Below are 19,912 nucleotides of genomic sequence, written 5' to 3' on the forward strand. Positions count from 1 at the left end.
AATACCCTATACTTAAAATGGTGGCTTGATAGTCTAAAGGGCATGGTAGAACGATTGCTAGACATCACTTGTCTCAAGGACTATTTCGCATCTGGATTTTTCGTTGCCTTCAAATGAAGTTCATAGCTATACTCCCCTGGTTTAAAACGAATGTTTAATTTAACACATTGATCATAAGTTAATACTTCATATACGTTGGCGGGTCGCAATTTTTAGTATAAGCATAATCTATCGACTGAATCCATTTGGAGTGAATCCGATTAACAATTGATACCATTGATTGCGTATCCCAATACAATCTGGAAATCTCACCTACACATGGTCTTAGACACCGCTGTATCTGTCATTGTTATTTTATATGCGAAAGCGGCAAAGTCTTAAGGAAATCGTTACCAGCTGGGCTTCTATCAAATGCATTACCAGGAAAATGTGCACCATTTTTATCATATACTTTGAGAGCAATCTGATTTGGCTTGCATTTCAAATGCACTGGTTTGATTACTTGAAGTTGCAGTTTTTGCGCTATTTTTAATAAAAACCGTTACGCCAGCCAGTGGCCGGTTATTGTTTAAGATCTTTCCTGTTATCTTCGATTGCACAAAAGATAGTTGGAATAGCATTCGGCTAAACAGAAGCGGGATTATTAATATATCAAAACTACTATTGCAAGCTAAACAACACTTATGCCAACGCAATCGATTGTATTTTATTAAGTAACATTATGGTAAATTTATAGATCGATCCTCAATGTCAATTCACAGAACCAACTGTCGAGGGGTTCTCTCCCTTAATTTATACCCTTAAAAATTCGGTTCCACCGTATTTTAGAAAACCCTTTTCCATCTGTATTCCAGCTCATCCAGGTAAATAGGGCTTTACCGACAATATGGTCTTCGGGAACAAATCCCCAGTCTCTTGCATCGAGGGAATTGTGCCTATTATCTCCCATCATCCAATAGTAATCCATTTTAAACGTATAGGAATCTGACTTGCTCCCATTCAGATATATACCGTCCGCTCTCTTCTCTAAGCGGTTATTCTCATAAACACGGATAGCACGCTCATAAAGGGGCCAGGTTTGAGCGTTTAACGCTACTCTCATCCCTTTCTTTGGAATCACAAAAGGCCCAAAATTGTCGTAATTCCATTTATACTGTGGATCATTCGGAAATGTATTGGCCTCGGGTTCCCTCGCTTTGCGAATGTTCATCTGCATAGATTTGACGTTAGACCATGATTTGACCATGTCAACTTGCTCTTGTGTCAGAAACACGAGATAGACAGCAGGCTGGATTTGACTTATTTCTATGCCCATGTCTTTCATCCGTTGTTCATCCAGACCAGTCTCATCCGTTGTCACGATATAATCCATCTGGCTTTCCGGCGCAACAAACCCAGGCCGATCGTTGACGTACAATACAGCTTCCCGCATGCTTATTTTATCACCAGGCATGCCGACACAACGTTTGATCAAATGCTCCCGCTTGTCTACCGGACGTGTCTCAATCGTAAATTGTTGATGAACGGCCTCATAACCCATCGAGCGCACCAGATCGTAATAAGGTTGATCTTGATTCTCTACCGCAACAGTGTCTCCCGCAGGCGCATTAAATACGATGACATCATTCCGTTTAATCTCTTGAAAACCCGGCAACCGTTTGTAAGGAATTTTGATCAGCTCCGAAAACGCTTTTCCGCCTATAACAGGCATGGTGTGATGTGCAAAAGGAAAGGCAATGGGTGTATTTGGAATACGTGGTCCATAATTCAGCTTACTGACGAATAGATAGTCACCGATCAAAAGCGATTGTTGCATTGAACCTGAAGGGATCATAAAAGCTTCCAGCAAGAAACCGCGGATCAGCGTTGCGGCAACCGTCGCAAAGACAATGGCATCCGCCCACTCGCGAACCATGGATTTTTTATACGGATACTTGGTCTTAAATTCATTATACGATTCGTGCAGCAGTACCAGCCGATCATCTTTTGTCAATTCCTTATTTTCGGCAGTTGCTGTTTTCAACTTTTTTGCATACAGTCCATTCAGAAACTGGACATTCTTATCCCGTCCCCACAGTGGCAGCACAATAAATGGCAGTAATACCGCAGCACAGTTTTCCCAAAACCGCCTTTTGCCAAAACAATGGATGAAGTCAAGATACAGATTATAGAAAACAAAGACATTCACAATCGGAATGATCAACAATACAATATACCAAACAGGTCGATTGGTCATCTGTCCTTGGATCCATTGACTATAAATCGGTATGATACCCTCCCAGCCATGACGCCCAGCTTTTTCGAACAATAACCAAAAACCGTAGGCTGCGATAAAAGCCAGTATAATAAAAATAATAAGTACCATATTTTCTTTTTTATCGAAATGAGAATAGATAAATGTTAATAGATAAACAGTCTGGATTGGTCCGAAGGAGATTCTTTTGCCTGCTGTAGCTCATTATATCGCATAATGTATTTAATAAATACATCATAATTATACTTTTGCTCTTTTTCAAATTCAGCAAGTAACGCTGGCTCATCGCTGATTAACTGCGTGAAGGTAATCTGTCTTTTCTTTTTAGCATTGCTAAATAGGCCATTATTGTTGCTATTGATTTCAGCGACCTCGCCAGTCCCCTTTTTCAGTGCATATGCATATTTATTCTTATTAACCATTATAGTTGGCATCATTCCAGCACCACCGCCACTAACATTTACTGCGGCACCGCCACTAAATTTTAGTTCTGAAACATAATAGGCCATTATTTCACCATCGGCGAGCACTTCCGCAAAAGTTGGATCCTGATCTGTTCCCTTCTGTATGCGATACATTTTTGGGCTTGTTCCGGGGACCACTTCCAATCCTTTTTCTACATAGGATGGCGCATATACTTTCTTTTTGGTCTGCCAGTACGCACGGTACACCTGGTCAGGTGTAAAAGTCAACTTTTCTTTTTGTTGATTTTCAAATTTAAGTTTACGGTCTTTAACAGAAGAGATCTTCCCGTAAAGCGTATCAGCATTCATCAATATCAAATAATCTAACTTCTTTAGATCCCCCTGTGCCCAGAGCAATGTCGTTGAGAAAAAAAAACACAACATGAAAGCACTTGATAAAACCAATACAATTTTCATTACTTAATAATATATTAAATCATTCTTCGCCTGAATAGGGATTCTCCAAACCCATTCACAGGCATGATGGCACTCCCGCAACTATTCATGTATCGATCACACAGAGCAGGGCTTACATCAGCTTTTATTGCATAAATCTACATAAAAATACATATACAATGAAAAGTCCCTCAGCTTTAACATTTCATTTACATCTTTTTTATTTCTCTAGTTCCAAGCGAACCTGACTATTCCCCATAAAAAAAGAAGCCGTATCAAAATATGATACGACTCCTTTGATTATTAATGATATGGCGTTTATCCCTTATATTTACCTTCAAATTCGGTAGAGGCTTTGTTGACCCCATTACTCATATTTTCGAAGGCTTTGTTAATGTTGTCAAGCAGAGTTGATTCAGTAGCTGCATCAGGAGTCTTGCTTTTGCGCAACTCTATCAGCTTCGGATAATCTTCGGTTACGATTTTTTTATAACCATTGAGCCCATCAAGCACTGCTTTTTGGAAGCTTGCATCGCCTTTAAAATCACCGAGTTCCTCTACTTTTTTGATATCGTCGTGCAAGGATTTTTCCCAATCCGTACGGACCTGCTCAGCCTTGGCATAGTCAGAAGCATTCATGGCTGCATTCATGTCCGTAATATGCTTTTCACTTCCATTGATGACCGTAATAATTGAATTGTTATATGCTGCAGGATCTTTCGTTCCTGAGCCACAACTTGACATCGTTAGCACCGCTACAGTTAGGATGCCTGTAATTAATTGTTTGATCATTGTTGTTCTATTTAAAGTTTATTTGTACACTTTGTTATAAAAGTTCTTTTCTATCCATTCCTGATCAATCCGGAATGAACCGTATCAATTCAGCTTTAAATGACTTATCCAAAGATAGTTGAGCTTACAGTTTTTTTCAATCACTGATTTCAGGGATTTTATTGTCTCCAATTAACTTGCGGCTCAATTGCTTCTAAAATCTCTTTGCTGCTGTTTAACGGCTTAATTTCAATACATAATTCAAACTGTTCATGAAGAGACGCACGATTTCACGCTTCTATTTACTGTAAATTTACCCCTATCATCACAACAAAGATTACGCGAGAAGAATCTAACTTACAGACTACGCAACTCAATTTGCGCGATAAGACGTTCTTTAAAGGCAATCTATTAACAGAAAAAGCACCTTGCCAGTTCTGCTGACAAGATGCTTTTTCTAATCTAAACGAGCTATCTATCTTAATCTCTTCTTTTTCCCAAGATATTTCCTTGCGGATCGACAACAAGTTTCCATTCATCCGTACGACTTTTTATCTCGAATGCATATGTAACCTTTTGTTCCTCGGTGATTTTTTTCACATCTTCTATGCGATAGCCCGGAAAGTCCTTTTTCATTTTGATAATCACCTCTTTTGGCAAATCATTTTTGGCCAGTTCCTCTTTATGGCGCACAATTTTGCCGTTATTTTGAATCCAGACTTCATGGTCGGTTCCGAATAGGCCAGTTTCAAATTCAGCTTCATACAATCCCGCTTTCAATTCCCAATCTACCGCTTTAGCTTTTGGGAACTTCTGCTGCAAACTATTGACCACAACAGCTGGCACCTGATTTTGTGGAATATCCTGAGCAAAAGCTCCAATTGTTGAAAGTGCAAGGATACATGCACTTAATATCATGTTACGTTTCATATCTTTATTATCTTTAGTGTATTACAAAGTAAAGCTTTGATTCTGTAAAGATTTGGGAATGAAAGTTATACTTGGCGAAAATTTATTTTAAATGTATGCTGACTATCAGCATAATTGTATGAAATCGAAAATCCATATAGATTACAGATTGCTTGCACGATCGCGAGCCCTAGCCCAGAGCCTTTGGAGGAGGTATCCGATTTATAAAACCTTGAAAATACTTGCTCCGCATCCAAGGCCCCCTGTAAGCTTGTATTCGCTACCGCAAGTGAGTTTTCAGTGATCGCGATATTTACTTCTCCACCTTCTTTATTATGGAATAAGGCATTACGAATCAAATTAGATACGATGATATTGGCCAATGAACTATCTAATCGCAGGTTCAACTCCTGATGTTGATGAACCTTGATCACGATATTTTTAAATGCCGCAATCTCTTCAAGTTCATCGACGGCATGTGTCACCAGTTTATTGAGCGAAAGATCCTCGTTATTTAAGTACTGCCTATTCTCGATCTTGGTAAGCAACAATAGTGATTTATTCAAACGCACCAGTCTTTCTGCCGTGTTCAACACCTCTGCAATAGCATTTGACTGCTCAGGCTGCAAGCCTTCTGTTTCGGCCACCATTTCCAGTTTATTGATCATGATCGCCAAAGGAGTCTGCAGTTCATGTGAGGCATTCCCAATAAATTGCTTCTGTTGTTCGTACGTTTCCTCATTGTGGCGGATTAACGTACTTACAGCAAGCTGCAAATCCTTAAATTCCTGAATATTGGTATCCATAGCGGGTTTATCATCCGATTTTCCAAGGCGAAATTTTGTAAGCTGATCCAAAAAGCGATACAAAGGGCTCCATAATCGCTCAATAACCACTTTATTGAGCGAGACAATACTGACGACCAAAAGGATAAATAGAATGACAACAGAATAGAACAAGTTTTTGATCAGGTCACTTTCCTCAATCGTGGAATTGATTATCGAAAGCTCGTAATAATGTCCTTTATGCTCAAACGCTGTCGTCAGCATACGCACAGGTTCCAATTCGGGTTCAGGATCGTCATCATCCTGCATAAGCAGCATGGTATCTTTGTAGACATTCTGCATTTTGATCGCCTGTTCTTCGGAAATCTCACGTACCTTATAATTGTTCACCCCAAATTCCAAATCTGGGGATACAATCGTCTCAGAAGCCAATTCCTGAATAATTAAGCGCTTTTGATTCTCAAGTTCCTCATCGATATTATCATGGATCACCTCCAGCATAAATAAGTAAAAGATGGTCGACCACAGCGCAATGACGACCAGTACGGAAATAGAGAGATATTTGAGCGTCTGATTGGCTAATTTCATTTTTCAACAAGTTTATATCCTATTCCATAGACCGCCTCAAAATCCACATCTGCCTGTTTTGTCAAGAATTTCTTCCGTAAATTCTTTATCTGGGAATAGATAAAATCGAGGTTATCTGCCTGGTCCGTATTATCGCCCCAGACATGCTCTGCCAGCGCATTCTTACTGACAAGACGGTTCTTATTCAGTAAAAAGTAATGGAGGATGTCAAATTCTTTTCGATTCAGTGCGACCAATTCACCCGCAATCGAAAGCGACCGTTCATTCAGGTCAAGTACGATATTTCCCATATCCAATGTATTTTTGCCATCCTGTTGCTTTCTCCGCAACACAGCTTTAATACGAGCATTTAACTCTGCAATATGGAAAGGCTTGGTCAGGTAGTCATCCGCTCCAAGTTCCAGTCCCCGTAGCTTGTCATCCAAGGAATCCTTTGCGGAGATAATAATTACATTATCCGATTTGCCTTCCTTTTTTAGCAAATCCAGCACCTCTAGCCCACTCCCGCCCGGAAGCATAATATCCAGTAAAATACAATCGTAATTATATACCGAAACTTTATCCAGTGCCGATCTAAAGTCGTTTGCTGTCTCTATGATATAGCCTTCTTTGACAAGAGAGTCTTTCACGATTTCCCTTAATTCCGCCTCATCTTCGATTACAAGTACTTTCATTGGACAATTATTTTTTTAAATCAGATTTCACCCCTTTTCCCTACTTCAATTCTTCGCTATGCGTTACAAATGTATTCCGAATTTAGTAAAGAATTAGGAAAATGACTATTGTTAATTGCTGACAGTGAGACAGCGGGAATTGAATAACTGATCTATTTGACTATTACCTGAAATTTTAACCTATTGTCTAAAATGCTATCGGCTTTTCGTATTTTAGGTCTGACATATGCTACTATGGATAAACGAAATGCTAATAGTTGGGCGCCTAACATTGGACTGGACGGTTTCCGCAAAGAACAGACCGCGGGGCGCGAAGAACTTCTCTTCAATGAATTACATGGCGAAAGACTGATAGACAAGCCACATAAGCACGATTTTTTTATTATCAATTTATTTGATACAGCTTCCGGTACACATACAATTGATTCTATTGATTATACCATCAAAGATCATCAGATACATGTGTTATTCCCCGGCCAGATGCACAAATGGCATATCCATGCTGGTACAATTGGCTACCAATTGATGATCGAACGGTCATTTTTTGAGCATTTTGCGCCCTTTTTTCGTTTTTCCTTCACCAATTACCAAAACCATCCCGTGATTGATCTCACCAAAGAGGCGTTCCTACAGTTGCATTATGAATTTGAATCTATAAAAAAAGAATTGGAACGGGAGCATTCATTAATTCCTTTGATTACTGCACGTGCCGGAGTAATCGCCGCCATTGTCAGCCGGGAAGCAGAGCATGTATTTACCGAATTCAAAGTCTATCAATCCGTTCCCCGCCTTGCCAAATTCAACATGCTGATAGATGAATTTTTCAGAGAACAAAAACAAGTTGCTTTTTATGCGGAAAAACTTCACATCTCACCCAACTACCTCAATATTCTGTGTAAAAAATATTTGAAAATATCTGCCACCCAGCTTATTCATCAACGGATTTGTATTGAGGCAAAGCGTCTTCTCCAAAGCTCCGAATCATCCATTAAAGAAATTACATTTGAATTAGGTTTCGCAGATCAAGCCTATTTTTCTAATTTCTTTAAGCAACAGACCGGTGTAAGTCCAAGTGATTTTAGGGAAAAAAGATAAATCGCACAAGAAATAGCAGAAATTACCCAGTATTATTAAAGCTTTCAGTAGTTACTTTTGCAAAGGCCAGTCCATTTTATGGATCGCCTAGATCGCAACGTAAATAGGAATAAAATGAAACCAATAGCCCTTTCGCGCAAAGAATTTATACGTAACTCCGCTCTGGCACTTGCCGGAACAACATTGATCCCAAACATGCTTGTTGCAGAAGAGCGAAACGAACTTGCCTCTCATGAGCTGTTGGTTGGGCATCAAGGCAAAAAAAGTTATACCCTAAAGAATGTTTTATTAGAAACAAGCTTTGAATATGATGAAAATGGCAGTGTCATCGCGACAAAAACGGGTCTTTTCGCGGTGCAGATTGAAGCCGGAAAAATCAAAAAAATCGGACCCAATAGTACCGATGCGAACGCCATAGACGCGAAGGGAAGACTGATGCTTCCATCGTTTAGCGATATGCATATCCACCTAGACAAGACATTTTATGGCGAAAAATGGCAGGCTGTGCGCCGAGGTGCAGGTGGTGTCAAAGGCATGATTGCACTCGAGCAGCAGATCCTTCCTGAGCTGTTAAAAAATTCAACCTATAAAGCTGAAAAGCTGATAGAATTACTTCAATCCAAGGGGACAGCCTTTGCACGCAGCCACGTCAATATAGAGCCTACGTCTAAGTTAGATTCACTACACCACCTCCAACTTGCACTGGAAAATAAGAAAAATAGTTTCGGGGCCGAACTGGTTGCCTTCCCACAACATGGGGTATACTATACAGATTCCGTACCCTATCTTAAAGAAGCCGCGAAAACCAATATTAATTTTATCGGCGGCGTGGATCCTTTTACCATTGATGGTGCCATTGAGAAAACAATGGATTTCACCGTTCAATTGGCATTGGATCACAACAAAGGTATCGATATCCATTTACATGAGTCTGGTGAGTCCGGACTGAAAACAGTCGAGTACCTGATCAAAAAAGTAAATGAGAACCCCGCATTGAAAGGCAAAACCTACCTCAGTCATTGCTTTGTTCTGGCAAGACTGGAGAAAGCCAAACAACAGGAAATCGCAGAACAACTTGGTGCAGCACAGATCGGTATTGTTTCGACCATTCCTTTCGCCGGACTGATTATGCCTATTCCAACACTTCTGGAAAACAAAGTCACTGTGATGACCGGAAACGATAGTATTGTTGATCACTGGAATACATTCGGGTCAGGAAGTGTCCTGCAAAAAGCCAATCTGGCTGCCCAGGTATATGGACAGGTTACGGAGTATGGCCTATCACGTATGCTAAAACTAGCAACAGCAGGACCGATTCCATTGGACGACAAAGGGCAACAGCAATGGCCAAAACCTGGCGACGACGCAAACATCGTTCTCATCGATGCAAGTTGTTCGGCAGAAGCAATTTCACGGATTTCGCCAGTCGGATCTCTTATCTATCAAGGAAATATTGTCTACTAGGCTTCTGACAAACGAAGTACAGTAAAACAGACTTTTTTAATACAATGGCATTCAATTGCTTTTTCTAAGCTTTTGATTGCCATTGTGAAAACGTTGTGATGAATCAAAGGAAAATAACACCCCAACATTCTACCATGAAGAACAAAAAAGCTCAAGGTAAAAAGTGATGAGCTGATTGAAATTAGTATGTGATGGATTTCATCATCGTTTAAAGAGCCTCATTACACGTGGCTCTACCCACTCGCTCAAGATATAGGCAACAGCAAGCATTGACAGTGTAACTGCAGAAACAAGTACATATTTATTTAAATAGCCATGAAGTTGATTGAAAACGATGAATCCGATATGCTGATGAATGAGGTATAAAGGATAGGTCAGCATCCCAATTTTAATAAATTTGGGCGAGTTGAGGCATTGTAGCTTTTTGCAGGAAACAAGCAACATGAGGATATAAAATACAACGATGGTACCCCCAATAATATAGGGTGAAAAATCGCTATGAAAGGTCCTTGCCAACCAATGAATCCGGCCAATTGCCCCATCAATGGATAAATAGAGGCACCAAGGCAATAAAATCAAATGCTTTAACGCAGGTCCATGAATAAAAATTTGGCAAAACACCATTCCTGCGATAAAATAAGCACTCCAATCCAGAATAAAAAAGTGATGGATGGTATCATAGCTTGTTGAGGGGCCAACAAACAGACGCAAGCTCGACAAAAGTAGCCAAAAGTAGATCAGATAGTCTAGACTGAATTGTTTGAATCGGTTTATAATAAGAAATACCGCAATAATAAGATAAAATTTTAATTCAACATAGAGAGACCAATAGGCACCGTCAATATTCCCATGACCGAGGAACTCCTGCATCATGGTCAAGTTGGCTAAGAGCTGCTCGAAGCTGACAAGATAACGTGGTGCTCCAAAAAAATAAGTTACCACAAACGTGATAACTAAACAGGTCCAATACATTGGATACAGTCTTTTAAACCGAGAATAGCAAAATTTGGGCAGTGAGCGATGTTTTATGGAAAAGGCGATCACAAAACCGCTGATAATAAAAAAGAGGTCTACGCCAAGATAGCCATATTTGAAATATTCGCCAATTTCATCAAAACGTAAAAGCGACATATTACCCGCTTTGTACCCCCGATACAAATAATGGTAGAGCAATACAGCCGATGCCGCTATAAAGCGAAACAGATCGATTTGATAGATTCTTTTTGTCTGGGACATTTGAGCGCAAATATAGGCTGTTTCATTTACAGTTTCAGGTAAAGTCGTAAGAATGCTTTAAATGCTATCGTCTTCATGGCGAAATTGCTGCTAGGTTTGAAACCTAAAATATCCATCGAATTTATAACATCATTATGTGACTGTTACCCTATTGCCAATCAACACCAACCTTGCTAAATTTATGTTATACTAGTAAAAAACGAGGAAATTATGAGAAAGAACCTACTAATAGTCTTCATTGCCATCGCCGCCATATGCTTTGGTCATCACACGAAAGCTCAGACGGCTACTTCAGCTCCGGTCACTGTCAACATCAATTTGACAGACGCCATCTCGATAACGCTGGGGGCAACTCCAACTGTTGATTTTGTCTACGATGACGCTGCCGATTATGCTGCTTCTAAAACTGTCACAAAAGCGAGCCATTTCACAGTGGTCAGCAATAGGGCTTACGATATCACAGTCGCTGCGACCGCGGCATTTGCACCTGCCGGAGGTCCTGCGTTAAGCATCGTTACTGTCAATGTGGACCCTACAACTGCCAATGGCGGAACTTTGGTGGCTAATGTCCCGCTAAGTACCACGGCTGCTGCTTTGGTCAACGGCGCGACAGCCTCTACTGGAGCGGTATATAATGTTGATTACACTATTCCGGATGCTGCGCCATTATTGGACCTTCCGGCCGCCGCTTATAGCACGACCGTTACATATACAGCAACACAGTTATAAGATCCGATCAAAAATATTGTCATTGGTGAGATATTATCTAGCGATACTATTTACTTACATATGCAATACCCTAGCCATAGGTCAGGGTATTGCAGTTTCCCCTTCGCGCATATTTTTTACAGGTGCAGCAGGACAGACAACTAGTCAGGCGATCACATTCAGCAATACCTCGGCCAACGAATTTTATTTTGTAGCAAATATCAAAGATTGGGATCGTGATTCATTGGGGTTAAAACGGTACTATCCAACAGCTAATAAGCCCACGTCCAATGCTTCCTGGCTTTCCCTCTCGGATAATACTGTACGTTTAGCCCCAGGAGAAACCAAAAGCATTAATCTTACGATGACAGTTCCCCGCAGCGAACCAAGTCAATTGACCAATAGCATGTTATTTTTTACGCAAGTCAAGGAACAGAAAAAAGATCTCGCGCAGGGTCTGAACGTGAACGTATTGCTTGAGGTCGGCATCCAAATTTACCATACTCCGACCGGTTTAAGACCGGGCGATCTAGAATTTCTAGCATTTGAGGATAGGGGGATTATTAAAAACACGAATGGAATCGCTGTTCGTCGCATGGATGTAAAAGTCAAAAATACGGGCCAGATAAATAAAGATGCGTATGTCCGTTTTGAGTTGACCAATACCCAAACAGGAGAAGAAATACCAATTAAAGCTATTGCAATCGCGATGCTTCCCGAAGCCGAGCAATGGGTGCAGGTCGATCTCCCAGAGAAACTCTCCCCCGCTCCTTACCTCGCGGTTGCTATACTCGATGCCGGCAGCCAATATGATTTAAAAATTGCAGAGAAAGAGATTAAATATTAACTTGGCAATCCTATCGCTTGGCCTAGGTCTATGTGTTGATAATGCAGTGGCCCAGGTTATCATTTCGTTGCCTCAAGCAAATATTCAAAGTAGGGCCGACTACAACCAAATCTTTAATGTTGGCCAGTATACCAGCGTACTTACCTTATTGCCAACGTTTCGGGTTAAGGCCAATACCACGAGTTTTAGCAGCACCACAGGGGTCAGTGTCCCGCTCAGCATCGCTCATATTAAACTGAATTCAATTGGTAGTCTATCCTTACTCGGGACTAGCAGTGAAGTCACCCTATCGGTTAACAACGGAAATTTATATAGCTCGCTGGCGACGGTCTCTTCCGGAGCCATTACGGCCAACGTCCGTTTATCTTCCGGGAGCCAAACCTGGATTGCAGGAACTTATGATAGCAATCTGAGCTTTTCCACACAGGGTGTGTTGGCCGGTTCCATTACACCAACGACACTGCCTTTTAGCATTAGTGTTCCCGGGTTTATCAGTCCTCCAGCTCAGGTAGGTACGACAAGTATTCTGGTCAACAACCTAAGCTTTTATCGCTCTGTTAATGGCATCAGCACGGCGAAAGTAATTCCTTTGACAACGACGGTACCCTATATTCCCAGTTTAAAGACTACAAACACACAGTTTAGCTTCAACACAACTTTACCCTACAACACCTTGCCTACCGCTCCAGTTTCGGCGGTAAACGCTACATTAACAGGCATATCCACTGCTACCAATATCGCTTTATCTACGACCGACCAAGCAATGACCAATACGACGGGGATTGCAGTACCTTCCAATAATACGCAATCGCTAACAGCGAGCTACAGTATCAGTGCCAGCCAGTTGAAAACGAGCTTTATCCAAGCCGGCACCTATTCCGTCCCATTGGCTCACACCTGGAGTAAGTTGGCTACCGCATATCCCACAGGCACACTACAGGCACAAAGCAGTGGAAACCTTGAAATTGTCGTGAGTGATCTAGCCGAATTGGTTGCCAGCCAACAGGCCGTCAGCCTGGATTTCGGTACCACCGCCGATTATAAAAATGGCGTAAGCAAAGATATGCCTACTCACCTTCGTATCAGTAAGACAACACCCTATAATCTTTATGTACGTGCTTCCACCGCCTCCTTTATATCAGGTACAAACAGTATTCCCCTGAATGCGCTTCGTATTGGTCCCATGGCTAATCAGACAGGCATGAATACCATCACACTTTCCACAACTGCACAGCAGCTTATCCAAAGTGCGGATCCAGTAATCGACCGCAACCTCAATATACGTTACAGTATACCTGCGTCTGAGACCAGCAAACTTCTCAACAAGCCCGCAGGTACTTATTCTGCAACTATCGTCTTTAGCTTTGTAGCCCCCTAAAATCGCTTGATCCCAATCTTACGGCGTTCGTCCCTGTATCTAAAATGAGGAATTTCAGTTGTCTCACCTTCTTTCACTTCAATCTCACAACTTGGGTTTTCGATTGAAAATGACATTCCTTCAGTAACAACAGCAAGCTTGTAGTGCCCGGTTGGCAGATAAATCACATAATTTCCGTCTTCATTCGTTAATGTGCTGTATTCTTTACCTTGTAGGTCCCTTGCAATAATACGTATACCGCCAAGCTGAGGTGTTGTTTCCAGGTATTTATTTGTCACTGATTTTATGCGACCTTTTAAGGAACGGGTTATGATCAGTGGAATTTCCAGGGACTGATTCTTTGTCAGTACGACACTGATCGTGCCGCGAGAGACCCAGCCCCGGTTGTTTTCTACCTGAATACTATACGGTCCGGGATCCATATCAACAAACTTTACTCTTCCCCTGTCATCCGTCACCGCCGCCTCCTTTCCTATCTTAACCAATACCGATCTAGCCGGGGATTCATCGTTGTCCCGTACCCCATTGCTGTTGCGGTCTTCAAAAAAGAGCAATTGCAGCTTATGTCCCCGTCGACCTCCCCTACGCCCAAAGTTCTTTTCTATACCCAGCCGCAACTGCCTATTATTAAAAGCATAACTGGACGTCATATTTTGGTTAAGTTGAGGATCTGTTACCATAGCAAATACTAAATCTCCCCTAATCAATGTATAATAAAGATCAGCAGTAAGATTCCAGCCATTTTTCATTTGCCAACGTGCATTGCCTGTAACAGAAAAGTTATTGCTGCGCGAGAACCCGTAATAACTATACATGGTCGCAATCTGAACCTGCAGCCTGTTTTCAACCAGATTGAGCTGTGAGCTCGGTCCGAAGGAATATATCCTGTATTTGCCATTACCTGATGACGCCAATAAATCACTCAAGTAAAATGGATTGACCTGAATAAACGTATTAAAACCAACCCAGCGGTTGTTATAATTGCCTGTTATACGTAGCGAGTGAAAAGGAGCAATTGGTCTGTTTGATGTATTTCTATACGTATAACCGTAATCGGTCTGTATTGAAAAACGATGTGCAGCTGTAAAAAAATTCAGATCACCAACCATTCTAATGGAGCTTGACTTCCAGTTCACCTGCGAGTCCGAGAGTCCGAACCAATCCTGATAGGTACCCCGTTGTTCCATAAAATAGGGCCGAAGATCAAGCTGCAATTTTTCTTTTCCCGTATGGTAGCCAAACTCATAGATCTGAATACGGTTGGCATTATTAAAATAGTAATCCCGATCACCAGGTAGATATTTTGGATCATTATCCATATAACTTGCCCGGACGGATATACTTTTATTATTTTTCAACAATTTACTGATGCGTGTATCCGATTGTATCAATCCCCGACGTAAGCCCACGTAATATGGCGTACTATAATAGTTGATGCTGCTTATCTGATAGCGGTCATCGGCATAGTTATAGTTAAATCCTAACGCGCCAGCCATTTTTGCTGTCCCCTTTTGGAGTCGTTCCACACTGTATCCGCCCTCTATCCAAAGTTGTTGTTTGGGCCCGAGCTTCATAAATCCCTTACCGCTGATCAGGTCACTGTTCACAGCACGGTAGTCACTGTTCGTATGGAGGTAGCTTAAGCTACTTTCCTGGGGCAGATCCGAACGAAAGGTATATTTGGCGCCGATGATTTTCCCGCGGCTAAGCAAACTATTCATCTGGTTGATAAGCATATAACTATTTTCAACAGCATAAAGACTGATCGATCGTTCCTTATCCAATTTATAGCTTGCTTTTGCTCCGCGGCCGTTGATCGGCTGATCCAGATTTTCATAGATATTACCGATTTTGACTCCCCAGTCCTTCGCCTGATAATCTATGTACGTATCGTACACATTCAAAGCCTTTTGTTTTTGATAGTAATCCGTATTCAAGCGATAATTCAGCCTACGTCCTTTGGCCAGATCCATTTCGCCAAATGCCTGAGCCTGATAGATGGACATATCTTGTCCCATATTGAGGTAGCGCAAAGCAAGCAGATTATTGTAGGGAAGATTCTGTAGATCCAAGTCAGCTCCAAAACGCTTTACACTACCTACCGTCATCATACGGACCCTATTATTGGCCACGACCTTTCCGCCAGCTTCAATAGCTTGTAAAATTAAATCTACGTCTATCGCTGTTTTTTTTGAACGCATCGTTGCCGTGAAAGACAAGAGCGATTGTCCACCTGCCGCCAACGTTACAGGCAAAGTTTCCCCCCTTATTTCCAACTCGCCCGGCAAATTTGGGAAACGCACCTGAATGGTAAGCGGCACCAAACCAATATTGACTGCCCGCACCAGAAATTGTACCTGTCCCGTTGATTGATCAATGTAATACTCAGGCAGTTCGGTTTGCAAAAGTAAGGACTGCTCCTCATTTAGCCGCGTAGAGAAGGATTGTGGGGGCTGTATCTTTACAGTTGGATCGTCTGATTGAAACTCAATCGTAAATATCTGGTTACCTTTGACAATTGTACGACGATCGGCCATATATTTTAATGGAAAGCTTTTGGTTTCCTTAGCCATTAACGTAATCGATTGTGGTAATTTTATCAAGCCCAGCAGCGCAGGCGTATTATTAGCCCTCGGCTTTAGTTCAATTGTTTTATCGCTGTGATTTGTGATAACCAATTTATTAGCAAACGTTTTGGAAACAGCAATTGAGATTGTGTCGCGATCAAATTTAAAGGCAATATCGTACTGTTGCTGACTTTTCGCTTCGGATAACAAAACAGCAAAATAAAAAAGAAACAGGAAAATCCAGCGGCTTCTTATTGGCATATCATACGATTCAACTATCCATAAAAATCAGGCTTAATTCCGTGAGATAAAAATATACATCGTCACATTTTCATGTAACAAAATGTTAAGCAGTCAGTTGTGCAATCAGCTCCCCTTTGCTATTGATTTGAAGCTTTCGATAGATACGTTTTATGTAAATACGTACCGTATCCAATGAAATGGTATATTTTTGAGCAATCATTTTATAGCTCAATCCTTCTATAATTCCGTTTGCTACCTGAAGCTCCCGAGCAGTGAGCATATCCACGTATTTTTTTGAACTGAAGCTTTGATCAATCAGTGCTCTATTCACTCCTGGGCTCACAAAAGAGCCATCATTCAACGTAATACTGATCGCCGAAAGGAGTGAATTCATACAAGTTTGCTTTAACAAATAGCCCACAGCACCATGTCTAAAGCAAGCACGTACAGTCTTCACATCACAGATATTGGTCAATATCACAATATCTGTATTAGGAAAAATAGTTTTTACATGTTCGACAATTAATGGCTCCTGGTGTTCAATATCCATAATGATTACATCTGGAGCTACGGCGGCCTGGTCAATACGCTCTTTGCCCATCTCAAAAAGGACCTTAACTTTATGCATCGGCCCTTTTTCTTGAAGTACGCCTAAGGTAATCTGCCGTGCCTGTTCATTACTATCAATTATCCCTACAGTAATCATGCTTGTTATTATTTCGTGTAATAATCGGTCCTACTTCACTTATAGTTAGGTTACATTTTATTTCCACCGCAATTTCAGGCTTAATCGTACCATTATTAAAAAATGACAACCTCTATTTTATCAATCTACTTAAAGACAACTATTAAAAAACAATTGTTTTTAAAAAATAAAATTTTATCATAATTTAGTGTATTTTTTCCATAATATAGCATATATAACCTTATTAATGAAAATCATCTAAAGCTTCAGGAGGTATGCTGTTTATAAATTGAATTAATAAAATATGATGAAGGGAATAATATTATGTGCTGTGATTAATTACCTATTCGCAGACATGGGGTATATAAACAATGGCGTATATAAACAACAGCTTGGAGATGTTAATTATATACGCCCTGGATTTTAATAAAAAGGGTCGTTACGGTTTAGTGATTATAACGGAGAAAAATCTTATTTAACAATACGCTTCAGGTATTCACCATATCCTGACTTGCACAAAGGCTCCGCAATGGCATCCAGCTGCTCCCGGCTGATGTATCCCATACGATAAGCCACTTCCTCGATCGCGCCGATTTTCATTCCTTGGCGTTCTTCGATAACCTGTACAAATTGAGCGGCCTGCATCAATGACTGTATCGTGCCCGTATCCAACCAGGCAGTCCCCCGATCAAAAATCCCTACTTTTAGTTTCCCTTGACTTAAATATGCCTTGTTGATATCCGTAATCTCCAGTTCCCCCCGTGCCGAAGGTTCGATACTTTTCGCTATTCCAACGACAGCATTATCGTAAAAATAAATTCCCGGAACAGCATAGCTGGATTTTGGTTGGAGTGGTTTTTCTTCAATGGATACCACCCTTTTGCTTGCGTCAAATTCCACTACCCCATAGCGTTCGGGATCATGTACCGGATAAGCGAATACCACACCACCGTCAGGATCCGCGCAAGATTGCAGCAGTTTTGATAAGCCCGAGCCATAGAAAATATTATCGCCCAGAATAAGTGCTACTTTATCATCAGCAATAAACTCTTCGCCCAATATAAAAGCCTGTGCTAGCCCATCCGGGCTTGGCTGCTCCTTGTATTCAAACCGACAGCCCAATTGGGAGCCGTCTCCCAACAACTTTCTAAAGTTGGGCAAATCCTGTGGAGTCGATATAATCAATATCTCGCGAATACCCGCCAACATCAGCGTAGATAGCGGATAGTATATCATTGGTTTATCGTATACAGGCATTAATTGCTTACTCACGGCAAGCGTTAAAGGGTGTAAACGGGTTCCAGATCCTCCGGCCAATATAATTCCTTTCATTCGTATTAAGTATTAGCGATATTTTAGTTTTTAATTTCCTCTGCCAACATGTCCCCAAGACTTGTCTTCCAGTTTGGTACAGCTACATCAAAGGCTGCTTTAATTTTCGATTTGTCAAGCAGTGAATACTTTGGCCGTTGTGCTGGGGTTGGATAAGCAGACGTGGGAATTGGTCTTACCTGACAGTCAAATGAACGGAAATCCCGTATTGCTACAGCAAAGTCATACCAAGATATTTCCCCTTCATTGCTGTAGTTATAAATACCAGCTTTCCAAACCGGTGTATCAGCAATTTTTAAAATCGCGAGCGCCAGATCTTTTGCATAGGTTGGGCTACCAATCTGATCATTGATCACACTGATCTCATCACGTTCGGCCATGAGGCGACACATGGTCTTGACAAAATTCTTTCCATAAGCAGAGTATACCCAGGATGTCCGGATAATAATTGCCTCTGGACACCATTTTTGAATCGCCTTCTCTCCTGCGAGCTTGGTCTGTCCATAGACATTGATTGGCGCCGTAGCTGCATCCTCCGTTAGTGGAACAGCAGAATCACCATCAAACACATAATCGGTCGAAAGAGCAATCAGCTTTGCCCCATGTACATGACAATATAGCGCAATCTCTTCGCAGGCTAAATGATTGACCACATTAGCTGTTTCAGCATCTTCCTCCGCCTTATCCACGGCGGTATAAGCGCCAGTATGAATTATTAAATCAGGCTGATACATGGCCAAAATATCCTGAATCAGGAGAATCTGATCCAATGGTAATTGCTTACGATCCAGAAAATAACACTCCATTTCAGTGTCATTCATCAATAAATCATATAACTCGGACCCTAATTGTCCAGAAGCACCTGTAATGACAATTTTCATCAATATCTTTTTATGGTGGAAGCAATATGGTCTGCTTATAGTTCCAATGAGGCCTTAAGCAGGTCAAGCGCGCTATTTTATTATTTCAATTTATCAGATAATGCGGCGAAGCTTTGTGCCTCTTTATCCTTTTCTGACAAAATCATTTGATCTACCGGAATTTGCCAGTCAATCGCCAATTCAGCATCTAAAGGGTGTACACCATCCTCCGCTTCTTTGCTATAATTATTATCACATTTATAAGAGAATACCGCCTGCTCAGACAATACAGAGAAACCATGCAAAAATCCGCGTGGAATAAACATTTGCTTTTTATTATCGGAAGAAAGTTCCACGGCGACATGCTGTCCATAGGTCGGTGAATTCGGCCGAACATCTACAGCCACATCCAGCACACGGCCTTCGAGTACACGCACCAGTTTTGCCTGCGCATGCTCACCAGCTTGCATATGCAGCCCCCTGACAACAGCAAATTGGGATTTCGACTGATTATCCTGTACAAAATGAGGATTATGCCCCAATATCGCAGCCAATTTATTTTCATTATAAGACTCAAAGAAATAGCCTCTATCATCTTCAAACACGGCCGGTTCTAAAATAAAACAACCCGACAGTTTCGTTTCTGTATATTTCAT

At 41.2% G+C, this 19,912-nt stretch carries 17 protein-coding genes; 5 read left to right on the plus strand and 12 right to left on the minus strand.

Annotated elements, in window-relative coordinates; genetic code table 11:
- Nucleotides 1-787 precede the first annotated feature (787 nt).
- The 6 genes from lepB to HPC41_RS09695 all read right to left on the minus strand — a co-directional run bounded on the left by lepB (nucleotide 788) and on the right by HPC41_RS09695 (nucleotide 6,841).
- A complete protein-coding gene (lepB, locus tag HPC41_RS09670; protein ID WP_172393818.1) occupies nucleotides 788-2,365 on the minus strand; it encodes a signal peptidase I in 1,578 nt (525 codons plus the stop codon).
- A gap of 35 nt (nucleotides 2,366-2,400) precedes the next feature.
- Entirely contained in the window at nucleotides 2,401-3,135 is a 735-nt protein-coding gene (locus tag HPC41_RS09675; RefSeq protein WP_172393819.1) for a hypothetical protein, read from the minus strand.
- 297 nt (nucleotides 3,136-3,432) lie between these two features.
- Nucleotides 3,433-3,906: an LIC11966 family surface protein gene (locus HPC41_RS09680; protein ID WP_172393820.1), complete on the minus strand. Its 474-nt coding sequence runs from the start codon at nucleotides 3,904-3,906 to the stop codon at nucleotides 3,433-3,435.
- Nucleotides 3,907-4,365: 459 nt separating this feature from the next.
- Nucleotides 4,366-4,815 (minus strand): PepSY-like domain-containing protein, encoded by a 450-nt coding sequence (locus HPC41_RS09685; RefSeq protein WP_172393821.1) that lies wholly within the window; start codon nucleotides 4,813-4,815, stop codon nucleotides 4,366-4,368.
- A 65-nt stretch (nucleotides 4,816-4,880) separates the two neighbouring features.
- A complete protein-coding gene (locus HPC41_RS09690; RefSeq protein ID WP_172393822.1) occupies nucleotides 4,881-6,167 on the minus strand; it encodes a sensor histidine kinase in 1,287 nt (428 codons plus the stop codon).
- The gene (locus tag HPC41_RS09695) at nucleotides 6,164-6,841 is read right to left on the minus strand and encodes a response regulator transcription factor (protein ID WP_172393823.1); all 678 of its coding nucleotides are present in this window, start codon (nucleotides 6,839-6,841) and stop codon (nucleotides 6,164-6,166) included. Before HPC41_RS09695 ends, HPC41_RS09690 begins: the two co-directional genes overlap by 4 nt.
- A 234-nt stretch (nucleotides 6,842-7,075) precedes the next feature.
- On the opposite strand from HPC41_RS09695, the gene HPC41_RS09700 reads away from it, so the two are divergent.
- Complete coding sequence (locus HPC41_RS09700; RefSeq protein WP_172393824.1) at nucleotides 7,076-7,936, plus strand: helix-turn-helix domain-containing protein; 861 nt, start codon at nucleotides 7,076-7,078, stop codon at nucleotides 7,934-7,936.
- A gap of 114 nt (nucleotides 7,937-8,050) precedes the next feature.
- Nucleotides 8,051-9,400, plus strand: coding sequence for an amidohydrolase (locus HPC41_RS09705; protein WP_172393825.1), 1,350 nt, complete (start codon nucleotides 8,051-8,053; stop codon nucleotides 9,398-9,400).
- 201 nt (nucleotides 9,401-9,601) lie between these two features.
- On the opposite strand, the gene HPC41_RS09710 is transcribed toward HPC41_RS09705, so the two are convergent.
- Nucleotides 9,602-10,636 (minus strand): acyltransferase family protein, encoded by a 1,035-nt coding sequence (locus tag HPC41_RS09710; RefSeq protein ID WP_172393826.1) that lies wholly within the window; start codon nucleotides 10,634-10,636, stop codon nucleotides 9,602-9,604.
- A gap of 210 nt (nucleotides 10,637-10,846) precedes the next feature.
- On the opposite strand from HPC41_RS09710, the gene HPC41_RS09715 reads away from it, so the two are divergent.
- The 3 genes from HPC41_RS09715 to HPC41_RS09725 are packed head-to-tail and all read left to right on the plus strand — an operon-like array spanning nucleotide 10,847 to nucleotide 13,569.
- Nucleotides 10,847-11,365: a peptidoglycan-binding protein LysM gene (locus tag HPC41_RS09715; RefSeq protein ID WP_172393827.1), complete on the plus strand. Its 519-nt coding sequence runs from the start codon at nucleotides 10,847-10,849 to the stop codon at nucleotides 11,363-11,365.
- Nucleotides 11,366-11,390: 25 nt separating this feature from the next.
- Nucleotides 11,391-12,191 (plus strand): fimbrial biogenesis chaperone, encoded by an 801-nt coding sequence (locus HPC41_RS09720; RefSeq protein WP_172393828.1) that lies wholly within the window; start codon nucleotides 11,391-11,393, stop codon nucleotides 12,189-12,191.
- The gene (locus HPC41_RS09725; RefSeq protein ID WP_172393829.1) at nucleotides 12,166-13,569 is read left to right on the plus strand and encodes a hypothetical protein; all 1,404 of its coding nucleotides are present in this window, start codon (nucleotides 12,166-12,168) and stop codon (nucleotides 13,567-13,569) included. The genes HPC41_RS09720 and HPC41_RS09725 overlap by 26 nt, the downstream gene beginning before the upstream one ends.
- Here the strand turns inward: HPC41_RS09725 and HPC41_RS09730 are convergent.
- The 5 genes from HPC41_RS09730 to rfbC all read right to left on the minus strand — a co-directional run bounded on the left by HPC41_RS09730 (nucleotide 13,566) and on the right by rfbC (nucleotide 19,912).
- On the minus strand, nucleotides 13,566-16,397 hold the full coding sequence (locus tag HPC41_RS09730) for a hypothetical protein (RefSeq protein ID WP_172393830.1): 2,832 nt from the start codon (nucleotides 16,395-16,397) through the stop codon (nucleotides 13,566-13,568). The genes HPC41_RS09725 and HPC41_RS09730 overlap by 4 nt on opposite strands.
- Nucleotides 16,398-16,482: 85 nt before the next feature.
- Nucleotides 16,483-17,085, minus strand: coding sequence for a LuxR C-terminal-related transcriptional regulator (locus HPC41_RS09735; protein ID WP_172393831.1), 603 nt, complete (start codon nucleotides 17,083-17,085; stop codon nucleotides 16,483-16,485).
- A 450-nt stretch (nucleotides 17,086-17,535) separates the two neighbouring features.
- The gene (gene rfbA / locus HPC41_RS09740) at nucleotides 17,536-18,396 is read right to left on the minus strand and encodes a glucose-1-phosphate thymidylyltransferase RfbA (RefSeq protein ID WP_172393832.1); all 861 of its coding nucleotides are present in this window, start codon (nucleotides 18,394-18,396) and stop codon (nucleotides 17,536-17,538) included.
- Between the two features lie 23 nt (nucleotides 18,397-18,419).
- Nucleotides 18,420-19,277 carry a dTDP-4-dehydrorhamnose reductase gene (rfbD, locus tag HPC41_RS09745; protein ID WP_172393833.1) on the minus strand — a complete coding sequence of 286 codons (858 nt, stop codon included), beginning with the start codon at nucleotides 19,275-19,277 and terminating at the stop codon, nucleotides 18,420-18,422.
- Between the two features lie 80 nt (nucleotides 19,278-19,357).
- Nucleotides 19,358-19,912 (minus strand): dTDP-4-dehydrorhamnose 3,5-epimerase, encoded by a 555-nt coding sequence (gene rfbC, locus HPC41_RS09750; RefSeq protein ID WP_172393834.1) that lies wholly within the window; start codon nucleotides 19,910-19,912, stop codon nucleotides 19,358-19,360.

It is taken from the genome of Sphingobacterium prati (assembly GCF_013167215.1).
Lineage (GTDB): Bacteria > Bacteroidota > Bacteroidia > Sphingobacteriales > Sphingobacteriaceae > Sphingobacterium > Sphingobacterium prati.